The following is a 23,236-nucleotide window of genomic DNA, read 5'->3' on the forward strand; positions in this document are numbered from 1 at the left end:
TAACGTCTTGTGTCTTACAAGTATGGTTTAAACTGCTCGGCATACGCTGCCACTGTGTCTTTGCAGAAATCAGCCTCCTGGCGGATAGAGGGCAGGCGACGCAGCCCAGTGTACTTCACGATGAAATCCTCTGAAGTGGCGTTCTCCTCTCCGTTAAAAATGATGCCGGCCACCGGTATTTTGCGGTAGCGCAGCACCTCCGCTGTGAGCAGGGTGTGGTTAATGCTCCCGAGGTAGTTGCGCGAAACCAGCACCACCTCCAGGCCCAGTTGCTGTACCAGGTCCAGCACCAGGTAGCGCTTGTTTAATGGCACCATCAGGCCGCCGGCCCCTTCCACAACCAGGTTGTTTTGAGTGGCGGGCAGGCGCATGCCTTTCACGTCGATCTCTACACCCTCTGCAGCGGCGGCCTTGTGCGGGGAGGCTGCCATCTTGAGGCTGTACGCCTCCGGGTGAAAGATCGAACGCTCGTTGGAAACCAGACTCTTTACAGTGTCTGTGTCGGTGAAGTCCAGGCCGCCTGCTTGCACAGGCTTCCAGTAGTCGGCCTGCAGGGCTTCGGTAAGTATGGCAGCGGCAACTGTTTTGCCAACGTCCGTTCCGATTCCTGTTACAAAATATTGCTTCATGTACCTTTGGCTATGGCCTGCACGAGGCCCTCAATTTCTTCTTCTGTATTAAATGCATGCACGATCACGCGCAGCCGTTCGGTGCCCTGGGGCACGGTGGGGCTAAGCACGGGGCGCACGTCAAAACCTTCTTGTTGCAGCGCAGCCGCCAGCTCCTTGAGCCGCTGAGGCTGTTGCAGAAAAACAGACAGTATCACGCTGTTTTCCGGTGAGCAGCGAATACCGCTCAGCTTGTTCAGTTTTCGGTACAATAGGTGCGCCCGCTCCTTTGCCCGCTCCCGCGCCGCTGTTAGCCCGGGGAGTAAGGTATAGGCGCACTTCAGGGCCACCAGCGCGTGCGTTGGCAACCCAGTTGTATAGATAAAGGCGCGGCTGTAGTTGATGAGGAAGTCGCGGAGCAGCTGCGGGCCCACCACTGCGGCTCCATGGCTGCCCATGGCTTTGCCGTAGGTCAGCACCCGTGCAAACACCTCCTGCTCCAGCCCCAAAGCCGAAACAAGGCCTTCCCCGTTCTCTCCGTAGAGGCCCACGGCATGTGCCTCATCCACAATCAGCGCCGCCTGTTGCGCGTTACAAACCTGTGCCAGCTCCCGCAAGGGGGCCTGGTCTCCGTCCATCGAGTACACCGACTCTGCCAGTACATATACCTGGCCCGTGGCGTGCTTCAGCTTTTGCCGCAGGTCCTCCACACTGTTGTGGCGGAAGGCATAGCTTTTGGCAAAGCTCAGGCGCAAGCCGTCTTTCATGGAGGCGTGGCTGGCTTCGTCATAAAACACGGTATCGCCACGCTGGGGCAGTGCCGACAGCAGGCCCACATTGGCCGTGTAGCCGGAGTTAAACAGCAGCGCCGCCTCCGCATGGTGGTAGCGCGCAATCAGCCCTTCCAGCTCCTCAAACAGAGGGTGGTTGCCTGATAACAGTCGGGAGCCGGTAGCCCCCAATGGCAGATGTTTATACTTGTCCTCCTCCTTGTGGATAAGTGCCCGCAATTCTTCAGAGCGAGCAAGGCCGAGGTAATCGTTAGAGCAGAAATCCGTAAGGCCGGAAGTGGTTTTGAGCTGGCGCAGGTTTCCCTGTGCCGCACGCTCCGCCAGCTTCTGCTGCAACTTTTCTAGGATGTTAGACATAAGACGTTAGGTGATAGACTTCTTCACAGATGTACAAGTATAAAAGTCTGGCATCTAACGTCTAGCGTCTACTATCTAGCCAACCACCGGTTGGGCTTCTTCTTTGAAAGACTTTCTAGGGTTCAGGCCCAGCAGGTCGAACATGGCTTTGTCCGCGTCGAAATCCGGGTTAGGGGTCGTCAATAGCTTCTCACCGGTGAAGATGGAGTTCGCGCCCGCCAGGAAGCAAAGCGCCTGCTCGGTTACGCTCATGCGCTCACGGCCGGCAGACAGGCGCACCATTGACTTTGGCATCAGGATACGGGCCGTGGCAATCATGCGCACCATTTCCCACACCGATACCAGCGGCTGGTTCTCCAGGGGAGTGCCTTTAACCGGTACCAGGGCGTTTACCGGCACTGATTCCGGGTGCTGCTCCATGGTAGATAGCGTATGCAGCATGCCAATACGGTCTTGGTCTGTCTCTCCCAGGCCAATAATACCGCCGGAGCAAACAGAAATACCAGCCTTGCGCACGTTGTCGATCGTGTTAAGGCGATCATCGTAGGTGCGGGTGGTAATAATGCTGGCGTAGTTGTCCTCTGAGGTGTCCAGGTTGTGGTTGTAGGCGTACAGACCGGCCTCTTTCAGCTTCTCAGCCTGGTACTCGTTTACCATACCCAACGTACAGCACACCTCCAGGCCCAGGTCGTTTACACCTTTCACCATGTCCAGCACTTTGTCGAAGTCGCGGTTATCGCGAACTTCGCGCCAGGCTGCGCCCATGCAGAAACGGGTAGAACCGCCTTCTTTGGCACGCTGTGCAGCCGTCATCACCTGCTCCTGGCTCATTAGTTTATGCACATCCACGCCCGTATGATAGCGGGCAGCTTGTGGGCAATAAGCACAGTCTTCAGAGCAGCCTCCTGTTTTAACTGAAAGCAGCGTACATACCTGCACTTCGCCGGTTGCCTGGTACTGCTTGTGTACATTGGCTGCCTCTACGATCAGTTCCAGTACAGGCTTGTTGTAAATCGCCTCTATTTCCTCCAGACTCCAGTCGTTGCGGAGAGCTGTGTTTTGTCCGTTCTGCGTCATGGTACTCGTGTTTTGGGTTACGAAGGTAATTTGAAGATTTAGGAATAAAAAATCAAAAATATGGGTGGATTCCGTGGATAAATACCTAAGTGGTTCAGCTTGTGCGCCTTTTCTGTGGATAAATCGCTTTGTTAATTTGTTGAGAAAATTAGCCGGGTCCGGGCAGCCGGGAGAGCAGCCCCGGTGAGCCCTGCTGGCAGCCGTAAAACAGGCGCGCCCACGGAGGCAGAAGCCTGCTTAAGCAGGCCGCCGGGGCTGGCGTGACTGCAGGTCACTCAGGCTTAGGTTTAGCTCCAGCGCCGCGCTGATGAGGGCAAGGTGGGTAAACGCCTGGGGGAAGTTACCCAGAAGCTGCCCCTGCAACCCCACCTGCTCCGAGTAGAGGCCCAGGTGGTTGGAGTAGCCCAGCATCTTCTCAAAGTATAGCCGGGCCTTCTGCAGGTCGCCGGCAACGGCCAGGCTCTCGATATACCAGAAAGAGCAAAGGCAGAAGGTGCCTTCGTCGCCGGGCAGGTTATCGACGTTGCTGCTGAGGTTGTAGCGGTAAACCAGTGAGCCGGTGGTAAGGTTTTCTTCGATAGCCTTTAAAGTAGACTGCCAGCGCGGCTCCGCCGGGCTAAACATGCCCACCAGCGGCATGATCAGCACGGAGGCGTCCAGCACGTTTGCCCCGCGGTATTGTACAAAGGCCTGCTTCTCCTCGTTCCAGAAGTTCTCATACACGTCTAGGTAGATGCGGTCCCTTACTTCGCGCCACGCGTCCAGCGGGCCCGGAAAGGAGCGCTCCTGCGCCAGCTTAATGCCTCTGTCCAACGCTACCCAGCACATGATCTTGGAGTGGATGAACTCTTCCTTGTTGCCGCGCACCTCCCAGATGCCGTGGTCTTTCCGTTGCCAGTTGCTGGCCACAAAGTCCACAAATTTCTGCACGTGTTTCCAGGACTCAAAGGTTACCGGTCCGCCGTGCCGGTCGTAGAGGTAGATGGTTTGAATCAGTTCGCCATAAATATCCAGCTGGAACTGCCTGAAAGCCTTGTTCCCGATACGGACGGGAGAAGAGCCTTTGTAGCCTTTGAGGTTATCCAGCACCTGCTCGGTGAGGTTGGAAGTGCCGTCGACGGCGTACATGAGCTGCAGGTCGGAAGCCTCCTGTATCTCTTCGCAGCGCCGCATCAGCCAGTCGATGAACTGTCCGGCCTCGCTCAGGAAGCCCAGGCGGAGGAAGGAGGACATGGTAAACGCCGCATCCCGGATCCAGGTATAGCGGTAGTCCCAGTTGCGGATGCTGCCTATCGCCTCGGGCAGGCTGAACGTAGCCGCCGCGATGGTAGACCCAAACTCATAGGAGGTGAGCATCTTTAGCGTGATGGCGGAGCGCAGCACCATTTCGTGCCACCTGCCCTCGTAATTGCTCTCCTCCACCCAGGTCTGCCAAAAGTTAACCGTATCATGAAAGGCGATCTGGGTAAAGTAGTCCAGGTCCTTTTGCTCGAAAGCCGTGGCGTTGTGCATGGATTCGATGACGAAGGAAATCCTGTCGCCCTGTTTCAGCTCCCAGCAGCCGCTGAGGTTGCCGTCCTGCTCCTCCACGGCAACGCTGCTCATAAAACGGAAGCAAGTACCGTCGTCGCCGTTGCTGCTGATGATGGCCACGTCATCCTGCCACTCGACCGTATGGCCAGACCGGGCATAGTTCATGCGGGGCCTGCAGTCCATCCTGATGCGGAGCTTGCCTTTGATCACCTTCAGCTCCCGCACCAGGGCGCCTCTTTCCTTGCTCTTGCGCACCGGCATGAAGTCAGTGAGTTCAGCAATCCCATCCTTCGCCAGAAAGCGGGTCAGCAAAATGCCTGTGTCCGGCAGGTATTGCTGCTTATAGCGGACATCGCCGTTTTCCGGAGAAATGCGCCAGTATCCTCCGTTTTCATTGTCGAGGATGGCCGCAAAAACGGTGGGGGAGTCGCAGCGGGTAAAGGGCAGGTAGTCGATGGAGCCGGTTTTGGAGACAAGCGCCGTGGTATGCAGGTTGCCGATCAGGCCGTAATCTTCAATAGAGTGGTAGTCTTTCATGGTATAGTTGGCTTGCTCGTCTTTACGGCATCCCCGGAAAGCTGGTTTGTAGCGACTGGTTTTGCGAATGGGTAAAAGAAAGGGAGCAAGCCACTGCCTCTGCGACTCTACGGCTGCTCCGGCTCCTGGCTTCATGCCTGCTGGAGGGTGCCATTAGCGTGCTGCCCGTCGATTTTTAAGGCTACGCCAGCCTCTGCCATAAAGGAAAACCGGGCGGTGCCGCTGCTGCCAAAGGGGAGGGCCTGTTCTACAGCACTAGCTGTCGCAGAAAAAAGCAGCCGCTGCACGCGGTGGTTTCCTGCGTGCAGCGGCTGACAAATAATGAAGAGTATGTTTTGCTACTTCGTGTCCAGGGAGCGGGCCTCTTCGGGGTGTACAAAGTAGTACACCAGCTTGTTCCACTGCAGGGCCTGTACTCCGGCCCAACCGCCTTCTGCCGTCAGGGTGTTTAGCAGGGCACGGTCGCCGGCCTCTTCGCCCTGGTTGTTGATCCCTTCGTTCAGGCCGATCTCGTAGCCAATCAGCTTTGTGCCCCGTCGCTCTACCCGAAACGTGCTGCTAGCCTCTTTAATAAAGAAGTGCTCGATAACCTTTTCTCCCTTGTTGCGCTCCTCCGGCTTTTCGCTAGGGTGTACGGTGAACTCTGCCAGCGCATCCTCCACGTGTATAGCTGTGATCTTTACCCAGTTCTCCAGCCCTCCGGGTAGCGTGATCTTGATAAAATAGCCCACCTCCGGATGGGTGGTGTCTGTCTTGTGCCCGTAGGGGTCGTAAAGCTCAAACGTGGAGTTGATGCCTTCCAGGTGTGACCATAGGTTTACGTCGAACAGCTTCCGCTTCGCTTCTTCAAACTCTTTCACAGCGGCCGCCTCGGTGGGGTACTCGTGCTCGTGGGTATGAAGCTTGTCTTTCGTTTCCTCTCCCTGCAACACCTTTACCTCTTTGGTAACCTCGTCTTTAACCTTGTTGATTATATTTTTAATAGACATAGTATCTGCTCCTCCTAATGTTGAAATATCATGCAATACATCTTGAAGAGATACGCGCAAGCGGCTGGGATGTTGATGTTTAATCAGTATTGCTTAACCTTTTAAGCACAAGTTCATCTCAACAGGAGCAGGTGCGTATACTTTTAACGTGTGTAAATACGAAATCAAAACCCGAGCAAAATAACTATGGGAAAAGACAAACAAAACATGCAAAGCGAGGACGGGCAGGAGCAAGGGGGGATGGGTATGCGCGGGGTTACCCGGCCTATGGCTGAGAAACAAATGCGGAAGCACCACCAGAAAATGCAGGGCCATAACGACAACGGGGACCATAAAGACATGAAAATGGACCCGGAGATGCGCAAAAAAATGCTGCACATGCACCACCAGCAAACGCTCTGGGTGTATTGGCTGATCATGCTTTTAGGCGCCTGGGTCCTGATTTCCCCGCTGAGCTTTGACTACAGCATTGGCACGGTGCAGCCTTCGGGCGGGCGGGAAGTATGGCTCACGATGCAGCAGCGCATCTCGTTCATGAAGTGGAGCGACATCATCAGCGGTGCGTTGCTGATCTTCTTTGGCTGGCGCGGCCTGACGCCGAACCGGCCCGTCAGCCTCTGGATCTGTTGCTTTGTCGGCATCTGGCTTACCATGGCGCCGCTGCTCTTCTGGGCCCCTACGGCTGTCGCCTACCTCAACGATACCATGGTGGGAGCCCTGATAATTGGCCTGACCATTCTGATTCCGGGCATGCCGAACATGATCATGTACATGGAAATGGGGCCGAAAGTGCCGCCGGGGTGGTCCTACAACCCCTCCAGTTGGCCACAGCGCTGGATTATGATCGTGCTTGGCTTCGTGGGCTGGGTGGTGTCGCGCTACCTGGCCGCCTTTCAGCTCGGTTACATTGACTCGGTGTGGGACCCTTTTTTCGGGAGCCAGAGTGAGCAGGTGCTGAACTCCAGCATGTCGCACTCGCTGCCGGTTTCGGACGCAGGCCTGGGCGCTATTGCCTACACCATTGAGTTCCTGATGGGTTGGATGGGCAGCCCCGCCCGCTGGCGCACCATGCCCTGGATGGTGGCCGTGTTCGGTATCGTGGTGATCCCGCTGGGGCTGGTGCACATCTTCCTGGTGATCTCGCAACCGGTGGTGGTGGGGGCATGGTGCACCTTCTGCCTGTTGGCTGCCGCTATCATGCTGCCAATGATCCCGCTGGAGGTGGACGAGGTAATTGCCATGGTACAGTTCATGAAAAAGAAGATGAACAAAGGCGAAGGCTTCTGGAAGCTTTTCTGGAAGGGCGGCACCATAGAGGGTGGCGAAAAAGAGGAGCACGCCACAGAGGTGATGCGCCTGCCCGAGCAACCGGGTAAAGTGTTCGCGGCCTCCATATGGGGCATGAGCTTCCCGTGGACGCTGGTGGTGTCCACGCTGCTGGGCATTGCGCTGGTGTTCGCGCCGGGCGTGTTTGGCGTGCCGATCAAAGACACGGTAGCCGATGTGTTTCACCTGTCGGGCTCGCTGATGGTGGTGGTGTCGGTGATTTGCATGGGAGAGCCCATGCGCATCGGGCGTTACCTGAATGTTTTGCTGGGGCTGGCAGTGGCGGTGGCTCCCTGGTTCCTCGGCGGCCCCACGGCTCTGCACATCACCGGTGTGGTGCTAGGCCTGGCCGTGGCCGCCCTGGCTTTCCCGCTTGGACCAAAAACGCAACGCTATGCAGGCTGGGATGAGTACATCAAGTAAATTGAAAGTGGGAGAGGGGCTGCTGACGGATGAGCAGATGGAGCAGCAGGTGCGCCAGGTGCTGTACGAGAACATGATACAGGGGCACAACGGGGGCTACACCTTTCACTACACGAAGCCTTCGCCCGGCACATACCCCTTCCAGTACTTCTGGGACACCTGCTTCCATGTATTTATACTTACGGCCCTGGGCGACCACGACATGGCGAAGAAGCACATCCGGAGCCTGTTTCTGCTGCAGGAGCCTGACGGGTTTGTGGGGCATATTATTTACTGGAAGCGGCCGTTCCCGGCACGGGCTACGGATGTGTTCCAGCTGAGGCCAAAATCCCTGCTCCGGCTCACACAGCCTCACATGACTGCCCTGGTGCAGCCGCCGCTGGTGGCTGAGGCGGTGCAGCGCATCTACCGCTGCTCCCACGACACCGCCTACGTGCGGGAAGTGCTCCCGAAGCTGAAGGCGTACTACGACTGGCTCCACCGCAACCGCGACTTTGAGGGGGAGGGGCTGCTGTCTATTATCTCGCCCTACGAATCCGGCATGGACTGGAAGGCAAGCTTTGACCCGGTGCTGGGCTTTCGGAAGGGCAGGGGCGACTGGCGGCTTTTCCTGAAGGTGATGTGGCTGGAGATGGGCAACTTCCGGCGGGGCTATAATCTGGAGCGCCTCTACGAGCAGGATAACTTTATCGTGAAGGACGTAGCTTTCAACACCATCTATGCCCAGAACCTGCAGGCGCTGGCAGAACTGTGCGAAGCAGTGGGCGACCCGGAGGCGGGCAAGTATAAAAAGCGGTCGGACCAGTGCTGCGAGAGCATTCTCAAGTACATGTACAACGAAGCCGACGCCGCTTTCTATGACCTGGCGGGGCAGCGGATGGAGCAGCTGCGCACTGCCACGGCTACTATCTTCTTCCCGGTGGTGCTGCCCAACATTCCCAGGCGCATCAGCGAGGCCGTGCTGCAGCGCCACCTGCTGCACAAAGACGGCTTCAGCGTGCCTTACCCCATTCCGTCGCTCTCCGTAAGGGAGCCTGCGTTTTACCCGGGCGAGTCCGTCTACATCTGGCGCGGCCCGACGTGGGTGGTCTTTAACTGGTTTATGCACCGCTACCTGTTGCACAAGGGCTACCCGGAGGAGGCCGACAAGCTGCTGGCAAGCGTTAGAAAGCTGATCTCGCAAAGCGGCTTCCGGGAGTACTATGATCCCTTTACCGGCCAGGGCCACGGTGCCCAGGGATTCACCTGGTCTGGTTTGGTGCTGGATATGATCAAAGGCAGCAGGGGCTACAAATAAACCCGCCGCAGCTGCCGAACGGGAAGGCCGGGTAAAACGGCTTAAGTGTGGACGCGGTTTGGTGTTATGCTTTGATAATCAACCTTAAAAGGGTGGTCTCGTTAAATAAAAGGGAAAGCAAAGTATAAAGACTGAACCGAACTTAACGACATCAAGCTATGGGAGAATTTATTTTAGGATTTGGCATTTTCGGAATCATACTAAGCCTGATCATCTTTATTGTATACCTGTGGAGTATCTTTTGGGCGTACAAAGACGCCGAGCGCCGCGGTAAGCCGGGCTGGCTTGTCGCCCTGGTGGTTGCTTTCCTGGCATGGCCGGTCGGCTTACTGCTCTGGATACTGGTACGGCCCAACGACAGGCAGTACTATCAACAGCATTAAAACAGAAGTATAGAAGAACTGTAATTACCTGAGGAGCCTGCCTGTGCCGTTGCGCATGGGCAGGCTTATTTTTTATTGATCAGGTAGGCACCGATAATCAAGGCCACGGCGCCCGCCAGGCGCGTGAGCGTAATAGGGCTTTGCTTGAGGCCCAGCAGGCCGAAGTGGTCATACACCAGGGCAATAATGAGCTGGCCGGCAATGACCAGGGCCAGCAGGTTGGCAATGCTCAGGCGCTGCACCGAAACAATCACCGACATGATAAAGAAGGCACCGAGCACGCCTCCCAAGAACTTGTACCATTCAACGCCTGACACCTGGCTAAGGGAGGGCATCTCTTGCCTGGTGATCAGGATAAGGGACGCCAGCAGAAGGGTACCTATGCTAAAGGAGATAAAGGCTGCTACAAGGGGGCTGCCGACCGAAGCCCTTAACTGCCCGTTGATGGCGGTTTGGGTGGCAACGGCTGCCCCGGCGAAAAAAGGTAAAAGTATAACCCAGTTAAAGTTAAGCTGTGGCATGGTGAACGCGTGTAGTTTGCTGAGGCCGTAAGCGGTGCTTCCTGTGTGGTGCTGCCAACGGCTTAAACCCAAATTTACGAATCCATGCCCACAGTTTATACTTTGTGCCTGTAAAAGCTGCCTTACTCGCTGAAAGAGGGGAAAAGCGTCATGCCCCCGTCCACGTAGATGGTAGAGCCCGTTATGTAGTCGGCCTCGTCGGTAGCCAGCCATAGGGCTACTTTGGCAATGTCCTCGGGTTCGCCGATGCGGCCGTAGGGGATCTGGGCGAGCATCTTTTTCCTGCCTTCCTCACTTTCCCACTCTTTGCGGTTGATATCGGTTTTGATAGCGCCCGGAGAGATCGCGTTGACCCGGATTTTATACTTGGCCAGCTCCTGCGCCAGTGTTTTCATGAGCATTTGCAGGCCTCCCTTGGCGGCGGTGTAGTTCGCGCGACCGGCCCAGGGGATGATGTCGTGCACGGAGCTGATGAAAATAATATTGCCGGCGCAGGTTTTTTCCTCCTGCTTCACCTGGCGCTTCGCAAACTCCCGGGCGGCGGCCTGTGCGCAAAGGAAGTGCCCGGTCAGGTTGGTGTCGATCACCTTCTTCCACTCCTCCAGCGTCATCTCCAGAAAAGCCTGGTCCTGCTGCACGCCCGCGTTATTAACCAGGATGTCTACTGCGCCAAATTGTTCTTTTGCTGCTTCTATCAGTTCCTGTGCCTCTTCCGGTTTGGCCACATCGGCCTGCCGTATGATAGCCTCGCCGCCTGCCTTTTCAATCTGTTGCTGTGTTTGCCGGGCACCCGCCGCGTCGGAGTGGTAGTTGATCACAACCTTTGCGCCTGCCTGCCCCATGGCAATGGCAATGCCCTGGCCTATCCCGGAGCTGGCCCCTGTGACCACGGCCACTTTTCCTGCCAACCTGTCTGATGCTTTGTAAGTCATATTGATGTAGTTGAAGTTTTATGTTTAGTAAGGCTGGCTGTCGCCTCACACTCCAAAAGCCATTTGGTGGCGCCGTGGTCTGTGCCGTACCGGTACATGTGCCAATCGGCAAGGAGGCTCTTTTCCAGGGTTTCGAAAGTGGCCATCCAACGCGGCTCCTCCGGGCTCAGCATGCGGATGAGCAGTATCGTAAGGGTGGGGGAGCCTAGCATGCTGGCACCCCGGAGCCAGCATACCGCTGTGGGAGCTTAGGGTTAAAAAAGCCACCGGCCCGTTACAACAGGGTGCAGCGGGCCGGTGGCTTTTAAAGGTTATACTTCTGCAAGAAACTCGGGTTCTTGCCTGGGTACCTGCAGGTGCTGTAGCATAATATCAAACACATCCACTGCCTGCACCTCCTGCGGCAGCTCGGGCCTATACTTGGTCAGCAGAAGCGGCCATTCGTTCTTATCTTCGGGAACGCGGCCGTGGGAGCCCTTTACCAGGGTGGCATCCAGCGGAATAATATCCAGCACGGTGCGGAAGCCCAGTTTTTTGCGCAGCAGCTTTCCGGCGACCAGCGGCATCGGGAATTTTATCTTCGGGTCGATAAACATTTCCACCGGGTCGAAGCCGGGCTTTTTATGAATGTCTACCATGCGGGCGTAGTCCGGGGCCTTTTTATCGTCCAGCCAGAAGTAGTAGGTAAACCAGGCATGGGGCTTAGCGACCACCACCAGCTCGCCGCAGCGTTCGTGCGCCAGCCGGTACTTGTACCGCTCCTTGCCCTCCAGCACCTCTTCCACACCCGCTGTCTGCTGTAGCAGCTGTTTCACCTCTGCCGTTTTAGCTTTGTCTTTTACATAAACATGGGCCACCTGGTGGTCGGCCACGGCGAAGGCTTCGCTCATGGCCATGTCCAGCAGCTCGGTGCCCCGCTCCACCCGCACGTTCAGGTAGCCTTTCTCGCGCAGCACACGGTTCAGGTGCACCGGCTGGTTCACATCCGAAATACCGTACTCCGACAGCACCATTACCTGAGCGCCCCGGGCTTCGTAAAACGAAATCAGCTCGCCGGCTACGGTGTCTATCTCCTGCAGGTCCTTGGCTATGCGCGGGTCAGACGGGCCGAGGCGCTGCAGGTTGTAGTCCAGGTGCGGCAGGTAGATCAGCGTGAGCGTGGGGTTGTACAGGTTGTCTGTGATGATACTCGCGTCGGCGATCCACTTGCTCGACTTTATGGAGGTGTTTGGCCCCCAGTAGTTAAACAGCGGAAAAGTGCCCAGCTGCGCCTGCAGCGTATCGCGCAGGTCGGCGGGTTGGGTGTAGCAGTCAGGGAGCTTCCGGCCGTCGGCCAGGTACTGCGGGCGCGGCGTCAGGGTGTAGTCGGCGGTGGTGTTCATATTGTACCACCAGCCCATGTTGGCCACGGTAAAAGTAGGGTCGACGGCCTTGGCCAGTTCCCACACCTTCGGCGCCTGCACCAGCTTGTTCGACTGGCGCCACAGCTTTATCTCGTCCTCCTCTCTAAAGTACCAGCCGTTGGCCACAATGCCGTGCTCCTCGGGCCACTTGCCGGTGAGGTACGTGGACTGGGCCGTGCAGGTAACAGCCGGAAGTACGGGTTTTATACTTGTTTGCTGCGCCGTTGCAGCCCATTTAGCCAGGTTGGGGGTATGTTTACCGATTAGGGATTTCGTGAGCCCTACGATGTTCAGAACTACCGTTTTCTGCATTATGAGTTTTGTTGATATGTTCGATTACCCACTCCAGCTCGCGCCGGATGGATAGGGAAAGGTCTTTTTTGAGGTCTTCCGGGAGAACGTCCCAGGTGTAGGTCTCCACCTCCAGGTGCTGTGTTACGTTGTTTTGCTGTAGCAGCCGCAGCACTTCCGCCACATCCTCCTGCGTAGACTGCAACTCGTTGTACTCCTGCGTAAACAGCGGCACGTGGAAGTGCGTGCGCCACTCCACGGCGTTGGGCTTGCGGATGTGCTGCAGTGCGAAGGTCAGGTCCGGGTACTGCGTCAGGTTGCCTTCGTTGTCCTTTTCCACCACCTGGTGCAGGTAGGTCGATTCGGCAAAGGTGGCCATGGTTTCGGCTATCTCGCCGCGTGTTTCCACATCCTCCGGCAGCCTGGTTTTGAGGGCGGCGCTGAGCTGTATCTTCCCGATCCGGATGCCCGCGTGCCGCAGCTTGGCAAAGGCCTCTGCCGGCTTCTCGTAGGCCAGGGCGAAATGGCACACGTCGTAGCAAAGCTGCAGGTGCGTGTACAGGGCCTCCCGGGCTTCATCCTTTGTCAGGGGCAGCTCTTCCTGTTCCTGCAGCTTCTGCAGGCCCATCGGCAGCAGCCACTCCTGGTAAAAGTTGATCACCTCATTGGAGTTCTCCAGCAGCCCGTCCGGCTCCGGCTCCAGGTCGAGGTGTATGGTTTTGCCCGTGCGCTGCTTTAGCTTCAGGAGCTCTTCCACCAGCTGCACCAGGTGCTTGGCAGACTGTGCGTAAACGGACTTCTTTTTCTGGTCATCCTCCTCCAGCAGCCAGGGCTTGTAGGAGAGGGGAGAGGTGGAGATGCCGCCTTCCATGCCCTCGGGCAGCAGCTCTGCCAGCACCTTCGCCAGGCGAACCGTGTAGCCCAGGCGGTCGGCCGTGGTCCAGTCGGGCTGGTGCACCTTGTCCTTTACCTCCTGATGATGGAAACCGCCGTAGGGGAAACCATTCATGGTGAACACGTACAGATCCTGCTCCTGCAGCCAGCCTTTCAGCTTTGGCAGGCGGTCCCCTTCTAGTAGCTCCTCGCTGGCCTTGTGCGAAAGGCGCAGGCCAATGCCGAAGGGTTTGTCGGGGGAGAGTTCTTTTTTAAGCGGAGGCAAGTATGTTTTCAGGTTTTGGTACACCTCGCTCCAGCTTTCGCCGGGGTGGATGTTGGTACAGTACGTCAGGTGATAGCCTTGGTCCAGGTACATTTTTATCAGGTTAGGTGAGAAAATTGCAGCAGGTTTATACTTCAAACCAACTGCCCCGTCTGTGCTTATACTTGCGAAAGCGGCTGAGGTTGACGTTTTTTCTGTAGAAGGGCAATGGCCTGTTGCACAAGGTGCTCATCTACGTGGTGAACCTCTTCGCCCACCCCGATCTGGCGCAGCAGCATAATGGTCAGCTCGCCGCCCAGGTGCTCCCGGAATTCCCGCAGGCCCTGTATCACGGCCAGCTGCCCGTCCGGGGTTTGCTGTGCCAGCTCCGGGGTAAAAAGCTCAAAGCCCAGCTCCTGCAGCAGGTCCAGCACATCGTCCTGCTCGGCTTCGGTCAGGAGGCCCTGGAGCTGCGAGTAAACCACATCCAGCGCAATGCCGATGGCGACGGCTTCCCCGTGGCGCAGGCTGTACTTGCTGAGCTGCTCCAGCTTGTGTGCCGCCCAGTGGCCAAAGTCCAGCGGACGGGAGGAGCCCAGCTCAAAGGGGTCCGGGCCGCCGATGTGCTCCACGTGCAGTTCTGCGCAGCGGTGGATGAGCTGCTGCATGGCCTCCATGTCGCGCTGCGCCAGCTTTCCGGCATCCTGCTTGATGCGTTGGTAAAAGGCCGCATCCTTGATAAGGGCTACCTTTACAGCCTCCGAAATCCCGGACCGCCAGTCGCGGTCTTCCAGCGTCAGCAGAAAGTTGCTGTCGTTGATTACGGCAAAAGGGGGCGCGAACGTGCCGAGGAAGTTTTTCTTGCCAAAGGCGTTAATGCCGTTCTTTACGCCTACGCCGGAGTCGTTCTGCGACAGCACGGTACTGGGAACGCGTATGTGGCGGATGCCGCGGTGTGCAATGGCGGCGGCAAAGCCTGCCAGGTCTAGCACGGCCCCTCCGCCGATCGCGATCAGGTAGGAGTGGCGGCACACGCCGAATTTGTTGATAGAGGAAAGTATGGCTTGCAGGTGCTCCTTGCTGTTCTTGGCCTCCTCGCCGCCCGGCAACACAAGCGGTGCCGCCACCTGCTGCAGTGCATCGGGGTGCGCCAAGGTGTAATGGTGGATGTGCTCAAGCAGTTGCGGGTGCGCTTCGGCCACGCCGCTGTCGACCACAAACATTACTTTGCGTGGGCCGGAAGCCCTGTCCTGTGCCAGCACATCGGCCAGCACCTGGTTCGAAGGGGCAAAGAGGTTCTCTGTGAAGTATACCCCATACCGAAATGGTACTGCAAAATTCTGTTCAATCGTCTTCATATCCGGGGCATGTTAAAGGTGAATGGGTGAATGAGTATGTATTGTTGAAACGGGCTGGACGTATGGCGTCCAGCGCCTGATCAGGTTACGGCAAAGCTCTTGGCGATATAAATGGATACGGGTAAAAGCAGTAAAACGATCAGCCCGTACTGCCAGCCGGCAAAACCGGCGGCGATGCTGGCGTTCATCACGATCAGGGCCAGAATACCGGCTTTCACGGCTTTGATGATAAGCTTTGGCTCCCGGGCCGGCAAGGCTTTGAGAAGCGGCGGGAAAATAAGGAAGGCGAACAGCAACAGGAAGGGCAGGCTGTACAGCAGGTTAAACTGTGGCAACAGCGCCAGGCTGATGATACCCGCAAAGACCAGCGCGTACATGGCGACGGCTCCTTTGAGGGCTGCCGTGTTGCCACCGTGCACCTCACCGCGGCTTACCATGGTGATGGCTGCAATGTAAACGATAGGAATCAAGGCGATAAACCACAGATCCTCTATGGCGGCGGGGATGGCGCTCACGCCCAGCAGCAGGTTGCCGCCCCGGCAGGCGCCCATGTTTATCGGCCCCAGAAACGTGTGGTGCTTGCCCTTCCAGTCGTAGAGCAGGGCAAGCAGCGCTACGGCCAGGGCTATGGCCGCACTGGCCACCGACACCTGCCACGCAGCCAGGACGCCGCCAACCAGCAGGACCAGGCCAAGTATGGAGGCACCTGCCAGGCTGGCCCGCCCGCTCGGGATAGGCCGCTCTGGCCGCTCCACGCGGTCAAGCTCGGCATCAAACACATCGTTAAACACTACGCCGCCCCCGTACAGGCCGATGGTGGCCAGCACTAGCCAGCCGAGCAGGTACAGGTTAGCCGCCTCAAATCCGTTTTCCCACAGGCTAAGCGACAGCAAGGCGCCTGAGGCCGCGTAACCTAGCATAATATCTGCAATGGCGGTTACAATGTTGGCCGGGCGCATCAGCCGCAGGTATGCTCCAACTTTCGTCATGCTTAGCGTACTATGTTAGATTCCAGTGTGCCGTCGGTGGTTACGTCGCCTACCACAGGCGTTTGACCACCACGTAGAACGGAGTTGTCCGAGAACTTCTCGCGCTGGTCTACCTGGCTTCCCTGTAGCCAGTCTGACTCATGCATCTGGCCGCTTTTACCAAAGGAGTCGAGTGCATTTTGGTAACAAACTTTACGCACATCTTCTAAGCTGATACCGCGCTCCAGCATCAAAGATGCCGTTTTTGGCACCGAAAGCGGATCGCTTACGCCCCAATCGGCAGATGAGTTTACGATGATACGCTCAGAGCCGTACTGCTTCACAATCTCAACCATGCGCTCATTGCCCATTTTAGAATTAGGGTAGATGGTAAAGGCAGCCCAGAAGCCTCTGTCCAGCACGTCTTTCACCGTTTCTTCGTTGTTATGGTCAATCACCACCATGTCGGGGGCGATGCCGTGCTCCAGGCACACTTCCATGCTCTTGATGGTACCGGCTTTCTTGTCGCGGTGCGGGGTGTGCACCTGCACGGGCAGGTTTACTTCCTTGGCGAGCTCCAGCTGCGCCCTGAAGTACTTGTCTTCGATAGGTGTCTGGTCGTCATAGCCGATCTCGCCTACGCCTACCACGCCTTCTTTGCAGACAAACAGCGGCAACAGCTCCATTACCTGCTCGGCCAGCGGCTCGTTGTTAGCTTCCTTGGAGTTAAGGCCGATGGTGCAGTAGTGTTTAATGCCGAACTGGCTTGCCCGGAAGCGCTCCCAGCCCACCAGGCTGCTGAAGTAGTCTTTAAAGGAGCCGGGCTCGGTGCGGGGCTGGCCCAGCCAGAAAGCCGGCTCTATGATGGCCACAATGCCTGCCTGGCGCATGCGCGCGTAATCGTCGGTAGTGCGGGAGGTCATGTGGATGTGCGGGTCGATCAGCATCAGGTTCTGCGTATTCATAAGGGATGGGGTTAAGGTTGGGTGAAGTGTATGTTACGGAAGCAGCGGAACGGCTTTTGCCACCGTTCTGCCGCCGGTTAAAGGTCTTGTGTTTACTGCTTTGGGGTGGCGGCTAGTTAGCGGCAAGCGCTTTGTCGCCGATCAGGCTCCAGCTGATTTCCCCGTTTTCGACGCGGGACTTTAGCTGGGGGTGTGCGTTCAGGAGCTCCCTGGCGGGGGTGCAGCTGCTTTCGGCACAGGCCAGAGCTGCCGCCTCCTGCTCCAGCTCGTTTGGCTGGGAGAAGAGCTTTTTGATATCCTCTAGTATGGCCTCGTCTATAAAAGGACCCACTGGGCGCCACAGCTCCGGCGATACCGGCCTGCCGGCGGCCCAGCGCTCGTGGGCGTAGTCCGACAGGATGCGGGCCAACTTGGCGTTGCTGCGCTTTTCGATGCCGTAGATGCGGAAAACGGGCTTGCCCACAAACAGCGTCTTCAGCACCATGTTGTTCCAGGCGTCCTCGTGCATGTAGTCAGCAGGGTAGGGGTTGTCCAGGGCCACCGCCTCGAACACGTCGCCCATGTTGGTGCGGAAGCCCTCGGCGGCCCTGCTCCGGAACAGCTCCGGGTGCGGCAGTAGCGGGAGGGCAGCGTACAGCGCCACCAACTCGCCCATGTCGGCGGTGTTGAACAGCGTCTCGATGGTATCACGGAAGGCCTCGCCATCCTGGTAAGGCTGCGAAAGTATCAGAAGCGTGCGTGCGGTTTGGGCGGCGTTCCAGCGGCTTGGGTTAAACCCGGGCCGGATCAGGTTAGCCATTTCTATTTCGTGTTGCGAGAGGTGCAGCGGCTCTCGTCCTACAAAGCGGGGGGCGGCGCTAAAGGCCAGGTACAGGTCTTTAGGGGTAGCGCCTTCGGCATCGATGAGCTCCATTTTCTTTGTGAGCCATTCCTGCCCCTGTGTGGTGGTGCTGCGCTCCAGCAGCTCTTTCAGAAATGTTTTGGTTGCGTAGATGTCTGCCTGATACACAGTTGAAAAGGGTTAGGGTCGTAAGACAATCTGGCGGCTTTCTTGTTCCTGGCCTAGCGTTGACCGGCCGAGCGCGCAAATGCCCGTGGCCGGAGAGTATGAACTTATTGCAGGAACAGCTATATAGCCATTAAACTATTACTACCTGATTTTTTACGGCCACAGAAGAAGAAGGTTTATGCCTGGGCTGCTCTTCTAAGGCCTGTGCTGCTGGTGCCCTGCCCGTGCCACCGGACTTCTCCCTCTGTTGCTGGCAGATACGGGAGGGAGGTACCTTTATATTATTGCGTAAAAAAGTGGGTTGAATTTTAAATAGGACTGTTTGCAAAAGGTGTTTTAACACTGATTACCTAGTTAACAGTGTTACAATACTGTTACTAAAACATAAAATTGTATCAAGCTGGCAACCTTTTGTTTCCTGGCAAAGTATAGCCTTACAACTGCACTTCTGCAGTAATTATACATTGATATTTCGTGAAGGATAGTTACCTCAAATATAGGAGTAATGTGTTAGGGTCTTCTTTAGCATCATTCACCCTCCTTTTTTGGTTGTTCACGTACAAATGAAGATTGGTTGTGTTATTCTGTTTTAGTATTGAACTATATCGCCTCGGTTGATGTGTATCCTGTAGAAGCTTGAAAGAATTATGAAAGAACTGGAAAGAATAGAAAACGGACTAAAGAAAAGTAAAACGCTGTTGTACAAACCTAACGGCAATGGCTTGGCCTGTTCCTTTGTGAATGGCGGCCTGGTAGTGGATTCTTTTGTGATTGAAGACAACGTAATTGCCGAGGCCCTGGCCAGAAAAGGAGTGAACGGCGTAGTGGAGGGTACTAACTTTAGCATGCTGAGAAACAACTACGACTGGTTCTCCCTGCACGTCAAATCTAAAAAGCTATACGAGACACTAAAGTAACAAAGCTTGAAACAAGCAAAAAGGCAGCTCCCCGGCTGCCTTTTTTAGTTTTATACCCTTGCCTTTGCCGGCTTCGGCTCACAGAGCATATCGCGCAGGCGGGCAAACAGCTTTAGCGAAACCTGGAAAATCGGACTCAGGATAAAGGTGTAGAAGAAGGTAACGATAAATACCGGCCCGCCTAGCAGGTACCCGATCACCAGCACCACGCACTCCACCACAATACGCGCCTTGCTCACCGAAAAGCCTGTCCGGTCAGAGATCGTAAGCATAAAGCCGTCCCGGGGGCCAGCGCCGATGCCTCCTGCCACATACAAGCCTCCTCCAATGCCCACAATCAAAATCCCAAGCAGTAACAAGAGGTAGTCCAGCCCGGTATGGGTCGCGTCTGGCAACACATCCAGCCACAGGAAAAAGTCAAGTATAGGGCCGATAAGCAGGGCGTTTAGGAATGTCCCGATGTTGATGTACTTTCTGCTGATAAACAGGGAGACCAGGATCAGGGCCAGTCCGATAAAGACGCTCCAGGTGCCAATGCTAAAGCCAAACCGTTGGGAGAACGCCACATTCAGTACATCCCACGGGTGCAGGCCTAGATATTTAACTTTTACAGAGATGGCGATGCCAAGCCCAAAGCATACGAGGCCCATAAAAAAGAAGGCATAGCGGATGAGCCAGTTGCGGGTAGTGTCGCCTTTGAAAATGTTTAGTTGCATAGCAGGAGTCTGTTCTGTTGCAAGGTTAGTTAAAACCTCCCGTTCTTCCATTATGTTTTGTTAGAAGGGTTTGTGTTATTAGCATTCAAAGTGCAGTTGTTAACTGCCCTACTTCCTTTTTAGCTCCGATGGCGCAAATCTTCAGACATGTGTCTTACTGTAATGTCGAGTTTGCAACTCGACTGGCTTGAAAAGCCATACTTACAGTTGATGCTTGAAACAGCTTCTCTGGCGCAAGCGTCCGCTTGTGCCTTAGACTGCCCCTGCTTTGACTTCTTTCCCGCTGCTACCAGCTTGCAGCCAACTTGCTCTTATGCCGCAAGTCTTTAGACTTGTGTGCTTTTATAGTGTTAAGTTTGTAACTCAACTGGCTCGCAGAGCCATAGTTGCATAGCTTTAGCCAAACCTGCTTCAGCTTATACTTCCACAGCCACTGCTTAATGCATCTTCAGCCAAGCTGTATTTTCTAGCTTCCGTTCATCCTCCAGTTCCCCAAATACCAAATGTTTTACTTTATACTTTGGAGCGCTCAAGCCCGCGAGGGCTCGTCCTGGGGGTAGGGGCCCTCGATAAGGGCATCGCGCTGCTTTCCTTTCCTGCCCTCGTGCCTCGGGCTGCCTCGCTCACGCTCGTCACCGGAAACTCTCGAGGCGCTCAACCCAAGGACTGGAAACATTCCGATAGCTACTGACTGCTACAGCTTCTTATAAGTACAGGACCTTTTGTAGGGACAGGTCGCGACCTGTCCGCACGATACCGCTCGCAGGAGCTGCGCACGCTGCCAGCCCTAAAAATATGCTGCAGGTAAACAAACGGCCTCACCTGTGCAGGTGAGGCCGTTGCCAATTGGTAGTAGGTAGAACTAGGTAGTGTGTCTTTTTTATTGAACCCCGCCTGCTGCTCCGTTGCCGTCCCCTTGTTTGGTGTCGTCGTTGCGGATGCTGCGTTTACGGCGTGGTGCCTTTTGTTTCTCCATCTTACCGAAGCGGTAGTCGAAGGTAACACGGGCGCCGCGGTTATAGTTGTTGATGTGTATTTTCTGCGTGTAGCCGATCGCCTCTACATCGTTGTTCATCTTCATGCTCTTGCGGAAGGGGTTGTCCAAACCTAAGCTGATGCCGCCTTTGCCCTCAAACAGTTCCTTCTTGATCGCTAAAGTATGATAGGAGAAAGAGGAGAACCTGCCTTGCAACTGTACCCTTCTGGAGTTAAAGCCACCGTTGAACTGTGCGCTTAAGCCTTTGCCAAAATCATAAGAAGAGTTAGCGTTGATGTTGTACATCCAACCGCTGTTGTTATACTTGGTGCTCTTCAGGTCAACATAATAGATGTTCGAGCTACCACTGATGTTCCAGGCTTTTACAGGTTTAACCGAACCGAAGAGGCTCATGCCGTAGGTCTTGTTCTTAGCCACGTTGGCAAAGGTCAGCACCGTTGTGTTTCCTTCTACATCAGGCACCGTTTCGATGGCGTTATCCGTCTGGCGCATGTAAAGAGAGGCGCTGATGGAGGACGTTTTGAAATAGGTGCTGTAGCCTAACTCGTAAAGGTCAGTTAGCTCCGCATCAAGGTCTGGGTTACCGCGTACTACTGTGCCTGGTGCCTGCACCTGGTCAAAAGGGTTCAGGTAGAACAACGACGGACGCTGAATACGTTGGGTGAAATTCGCTTTTACCGTGTGCTTTTCTTTGATGGTGTAAGAGAGCGCTACACTTGGAATGATGTTATCATAACTATCTGAGAACTTCCTTATTGCCGTTATAAGGTTGGCGTCGATTTCGGTGTATTCATAGCGGCCACCAAGCTTCACGTTTAGCTTTTTGCTTAGGGTGAAGCCATAGGTTAAGTATGAGGCGTAAACATCCTGGCCGTACTCAAACTTCTCCCGCCTTGTTTCTTCTTCCCCTTTCTCTATGTCACGGTAGATGCCATCGCTGTCCACGTCCCTGAAAATGCTTTTTGCACCTATCTCTAAAGTTGTTTTGTTTTCAAACGGGTGCACATAGTCCACCTGAAACGTCAGCTCGTCATTACCACCGTCGTTTTGGTTACGCTGTAAGTAGTACGGCGCTTCGCCGGCGTTAAAGCGATCCTGGTAGTTGCGGGTATCGGTGTTGGTTGTGGCGTACTGCGAAAGGATGGCGAGCTCCTGACCCGGCTTCTCAAAAGTATGTACAAAGTCGAGGTTTATGTCAGTGCCCTGGCGCTTGTTGCGGTTCTCGATATCAGTGTTATAAACTTCTTCAGGCTGCAACACGCCTCCTTCGGTTAAGGTCTGGCTTTGGTCGTTCTGCATCTTAAACTCGCCCCCGTTACGGCGAATACTACCCGAAAGGCTGTTCTTGGCAGAAATCTCATAGTCAAACCCAAGTTGCCCGTTCATAAAAGCACCACGGATTTCGGTATCACCAAACTGGTTGCGTATGGTTCTTGTCTCGATTGGTTCGGCAAAGACAGTGGTGTTAGACATGTTGCCGTGGTTGTAGAACATGAACGTGCTGGCGCTGGCGTTAATGCCAAGCTTGCCTTTGCGCACATTCAGGCTGGCGTTGCCGTTGCTGGAGCGGGTGCCACCTGTAAGCGCCACAGAGCCGTTTACACCTTGCAGGCCGCTGTCTTTTTTGGTGATGATGTTAATGATACCAGCTGTACCTTCCGCGTCATACTTGGCAGATGGGCTTGTGATTACCTCTACTGACTTGATCATGTCGGCTGGGATCTGCTTGAGTGCATCAGCCACGCTACCCGCCATGATAGAAGAAGGCTTGTTGTTGATTAGCACCCGCACGTTAGCGCTACCACGCAGCTGTACGTTACCGTCTGTATCCACGCTGAGCGAAGGCACTTTCTGCAGTACATCGGCAGCACTGCCGCCAGCGTTGGTAATGTCTTTTTCCGCATTGTAGACGGTGCGGTCTATCTTCTCTTCTACCAGTGGCTTTTCGCCTGTAATTACTACTTCGCTCAGTTTCTTTGTATCAGCGCCAAGAGCAACTGTTCCTACGTTTACTTCAGCATTATCAGAGGCTACGGTCACATTCTCTACCGCCTGCAACTGGTAGCCCAGGAAAGAAACATTTAGTTTATACTTGCCAGCGGCTACTTTCTGTAAGGTAAAGCGGCCTTTATCATCGGCCATGGTGCCATCTATAGGCTTGCCGGTGCTGAGGTTAATAAGCGCTACGGTAGCAAACTCAATAGGCTGCTTCGTATCGGCATCCAGCACAGTACCGCTGATTTTAGCGTTGCCTTTCGGCGCGGTGGTGCCCGGAATGGCTGCTTGCTGCTGCTGCTGTGGGCGTGCCTGCTGGGGAGCCTGTGCCAGTACTGCTGTGGTACCTAGGCCCAGCAATAATACAAGTAGATTTTTCTTCATAGTTTCGTGTAGAAAACGGTGCTCTTGCGTAGGTTTATACTTGGTGATTCGGTTTGTCCGGACGATTCGCACATCTTTATGTAACAAAGTAAAGCTGCTTTTTCGAGTTGATAAAACAGTTTAGACCAATAGAGGTCATTTCTATATGAATAGCTGCTGTAAACCGATTAGCTGTTGGTAGGCCAAAGCAGAAGGTTGGTCGGATATGGCAGCAGGAGAGGTGAGTAGCATACAGAGCCGAAGCATGCGGAAGTGCGCCTGCTTTGCTTAAATGGGCATTTTACCAGTTGTTGATTGTCTTATTCTTAAAAAATATGCTGC

20 protein-coding genes are annotated in these 23,236 nt (G+C 55.3%); 4 read left to right on the forward strand and 16 right to left on the reverse strand.

Annotated elements, in window-relative coordinates; translation table 11 throughout:
- Positions 1-14 precede the first annotated feature (14 nt).
- From bioD to CA264_RS02445, 5 genes are all read right to left on the reverse strand, one after another.
- Positions 15-629 carry a dethiobiotin synthase gene (bioD, locus tag CA264_RS02425; protein ID WP_025604261.1) on the reverse strand — a complete coding sequence of 205 codons (615 nt, stop codon included), beginning with the start codon at positions 627-629 and terminating at the stop codon, positions 15-17.
- A complete protein-coding gene (locus tag CA264_RS02430) occupies positions 626-1,756 on the reverse strand; it encodes an aminotransferase class I/II-fold pyridoxal phosphate-dependent enzyme (RefSeq protein WP_025604262.1) in 1,131 nt (376 codons plus the stop codon). The genes bioD and CA264_RS02430 overlap by 4 nt, the downstream gene beginning before the upstream one ends.
- Before the next feature lie 75 nt (positions 1,757-1,831).
- Positions 1,832-2,833 (reverse strand): biotin synthase BioB, encoded by a 1,002-nt coding sequence (gene bioB / locus CA264_RS02435; RefSeq protein WP_025604264.1) that lies wholly within the window; start codon positions 2,831-2,833, stop codon positions 1,832-1,834.
- Between the two features lie 237 nt (positions 2,834-3,070).
- The gene (locus CA264_RS02440) at positions 3,071-4,903 is read right to left on the reverse strand and encodes a glycoside hydrolase family 15 protein (protein ID WP_025604266.1); all 1,833 of its coding nucleotides are present in this window, start codon (positions 4,901-4,903) and stop codon (positions 3,071-3,073) included.
- 338 nt (positions 4,904-5,241) lie between these two features.
- On the reverse strand, positions 5,242-5,892 hold the full coding sequence (locus CA264_RS02445) for a hypothetical protein (protein WP_025604267.1): 651 nt from the start codon (positions 5,890-5,892) through the stop codon (positions 5,242-5,244).
- 186 nt (positions 5,893-6,078) lie between these two features.
- Between CA264_RS02445 and CA264_RS02450 the strand changes: the two genes are divergently transcribed.
- The 3 genes from CA264_RS02450 (at position 6,079) to CA264_RS02460 (ending at position 9,321) form a co-directional block, all read left to right on the forward strand.
- Positions 6,079-7,641, forward strand: a complete 1,563-nt coding sequence (locus tag CA264_RS02450) for a vitamin K epoxide reductase family protein (RefSeq protein WP_025604268.1) — start codon at positions 6,079-6,081, stop codon at positions 7,639-7,641.
- Positions 7,625-8,938 carry an amylo-alpha-1,6-glucosidase gene (locus tag CA264_RS02455; protein ID WP_237151164.1) on the forward strand — a complete coding sequence of 438 codons (1,314 nt, stop codon included), beginning with the start codon at positions 7,625-7,627 and terminating at the stop codon, positions 8,936-8,938. The genes CA264_RS02450 and CA264_RS02455 overlap by 17 nt, the downstream gene beginning before the upstream one ends.
- A 158-nt stretch (positions 8,939-9,096) precedes the next feature.
- On the forward strand, positions 9,097-9,321 hold the full coding sequence (locus tag CA264_RS02460) for a hypothetical protein (RefSeq protein ID WP_025604271.1): 225 nt from the start codon (positions 9,097-9,099) through the stop codon (positions 9,319-9,321).
- A gap of 65 nt (positions 9,322-9,386) precedes the next feature.
- On the opposite strand, the gene CA264_RS02465 is transcribed toward CA264_RS02460, so the two are convergent.
- The 8 genes from CA264_RS02465 to CA264_RS02505 all read right to left on the reverse strand — a co-directional run bounded on the left by CA264_RS02465 (position 9,387) and on the right by CA264_RS02505 (position 17,906).
- Positions 9,387-9,842: a DMT family transporter gene (locus CA264_RS02465; protein ID WP_025604272.1), complete on the reverse strand. Its 456-nt coding sequence runs from the start codon at positions 9,840-9,842 to the stop codon at positions 9,387-9,389.
- 122 nt (positions 9,843-9,964) lie between these two features.
- Positions 9,965-10,774 (reverse strand): glucose 1-dehydrogenase, encoded by an 810-nt coding sequence (locus CA264_RS02470; protein ID WP_025604273.1) that lies wholly within the window; start codon positions 10,772-10,774, stop codon positions 9,965-9,967.
- Positions 10,775-11,085: 311 nt separating this feature from the next.
- Complete coding sequence (locus CA264_RS02480; RefSeq protein WP_025604275.1) at positions 11,086-12,489, reverse strand: alkaline phosphatase family protein; 1,404 nt, start codon at positions 12,487-12,489, stop codon at positions 11,086-11,088.
- Positions 12,434-13,720 carry a metabolite traffic protein EboE gene (eboE, locus tag CA264_RS02485; protein WP_025604276.1) on the reverse strand — a complete coding sequence of 429 codons (1,287 nt, stop codon included), beginning with the start codon at positions 13,718-13,720 and terminating at the stop codon, positions 12,434-12,436. Before eboE ends, CA264_RS02480 begins: the two co-directional genes overlap by 56 nt.
- 65 nt (positions 13,721-13,785) lie before the next feature.
- Positions 13,786-14,964 carry a 3-dehydroquinate synthase gene (locus CA264_RS02490; protein ID WP_025604278.1) on the reverse strand — a complete coding sequence of 393 codons (1,179 nt, stop codon included), beginning with the start codon at positions 14,962-14,964 and terminating at the stop codon, positions 13,786-13,788.
- A gap of 80 nt (positions 14,965-15,044) precedes the next feature.
- Complete coding sequence (gene eboC, locus CA264_RS02495; RefSeq protein ID WP_025604280.1) at positions 15,045-15,953, reverse strand: UbiA-like protein EboC; 909 nt, start codon at positions 15,951-15,953, stop codon at positions 15,045-15,047.
- 2 nt (positions 15,954-15,955) lie between these two features.
- Positions 15,956-16,897, reverse strand: coding sequence for a TatD family hydrolase (locus CA264_RS02500; protein ID WP_025604282.1), 942 nt, complete (start codon positions 16,895-16,897; stop codon positions 15,956-15,958).
- Between the two features lie 112 nt (positions 16,898-17,009).
- Entirely contained in the window at positions 17,010-17,906 is an 897-nt protein-coding gene (locus CA264_RS02505) for an EboA domain-containing protein (RefSeq protein ID WP_025604284.1), read from the reverse strand.
- A 647-nt stretch (positions 17,907-18,553) separates the two neighbouring features.
- Here CA264_RS02505 and CA264_RS02510 point away from each other — a divergent pair.
- Complete coding sequence (locus tag CA264_RS02510; protein ID WP_025604286.1) at positions 18,554-18,823, forward strand: hypothetical protein; 270 nt, start codon at positions 18,554-18,556, stop codon at positions 18,821-18,823.
- A gap of 50 nt (positions 18,824-18,873) precedes the next feature.
- Here the strand turns inward: CA264_RS02510 and CA264_RS02515 are convergent, their stop codons facing one another.
- The 3 genes from CA264_RS02515 to CA264_RS02520 form a co-directional block, all read right to left on the reverse strand.
- The gene (locus CA264_RS02515; RefSeq protein WP_025604288.1) at positions 18,874-19,539 is read right to left on the reverse strand and encodes a YczE/YyaS/YitT family protein; all 666 of its coding nucleotides are present in this window, start codon (positions 19,537-19,539) and stop codon (positions 18,874-18,876) included.
- 529 nt (positions 19,540-20,068) lie between these two features.
- A complete protein-coding gene (locus CA264_RS22030) occupies positions 20,069-20,215 on the reverse strand; it encodes a hypothetical protein (RefSeq protein WP_157593620.1) in 147 nt (48 codons plus the stop codon).
- A 204-nt stretch (positions 20,216-20,419) separates the two neighbouring features.
- Positions 20,420-22,915, reverse strand: coding sequence for a TonB-dependent receptor (locus CA264_RS02520; protein WP_025604290.1), 2,496 nt, complete (start codon positions 22,913-22,915; stop codon positions 20,420-20,422).
- Positions 22,916-23,236: the final 321 nt, after the last annotated feature.

It is taken from the genome of Pontibacter actiniarum, assembly GCF_003585765.1.
In the GTDB taxonomy this organism is placed as follows: Bacteria; Bacteroidota; Bacteroidia; order Cytophagales; family Hymenobacteraceae; genus Pontibacter; species Pontibacter actiniarum.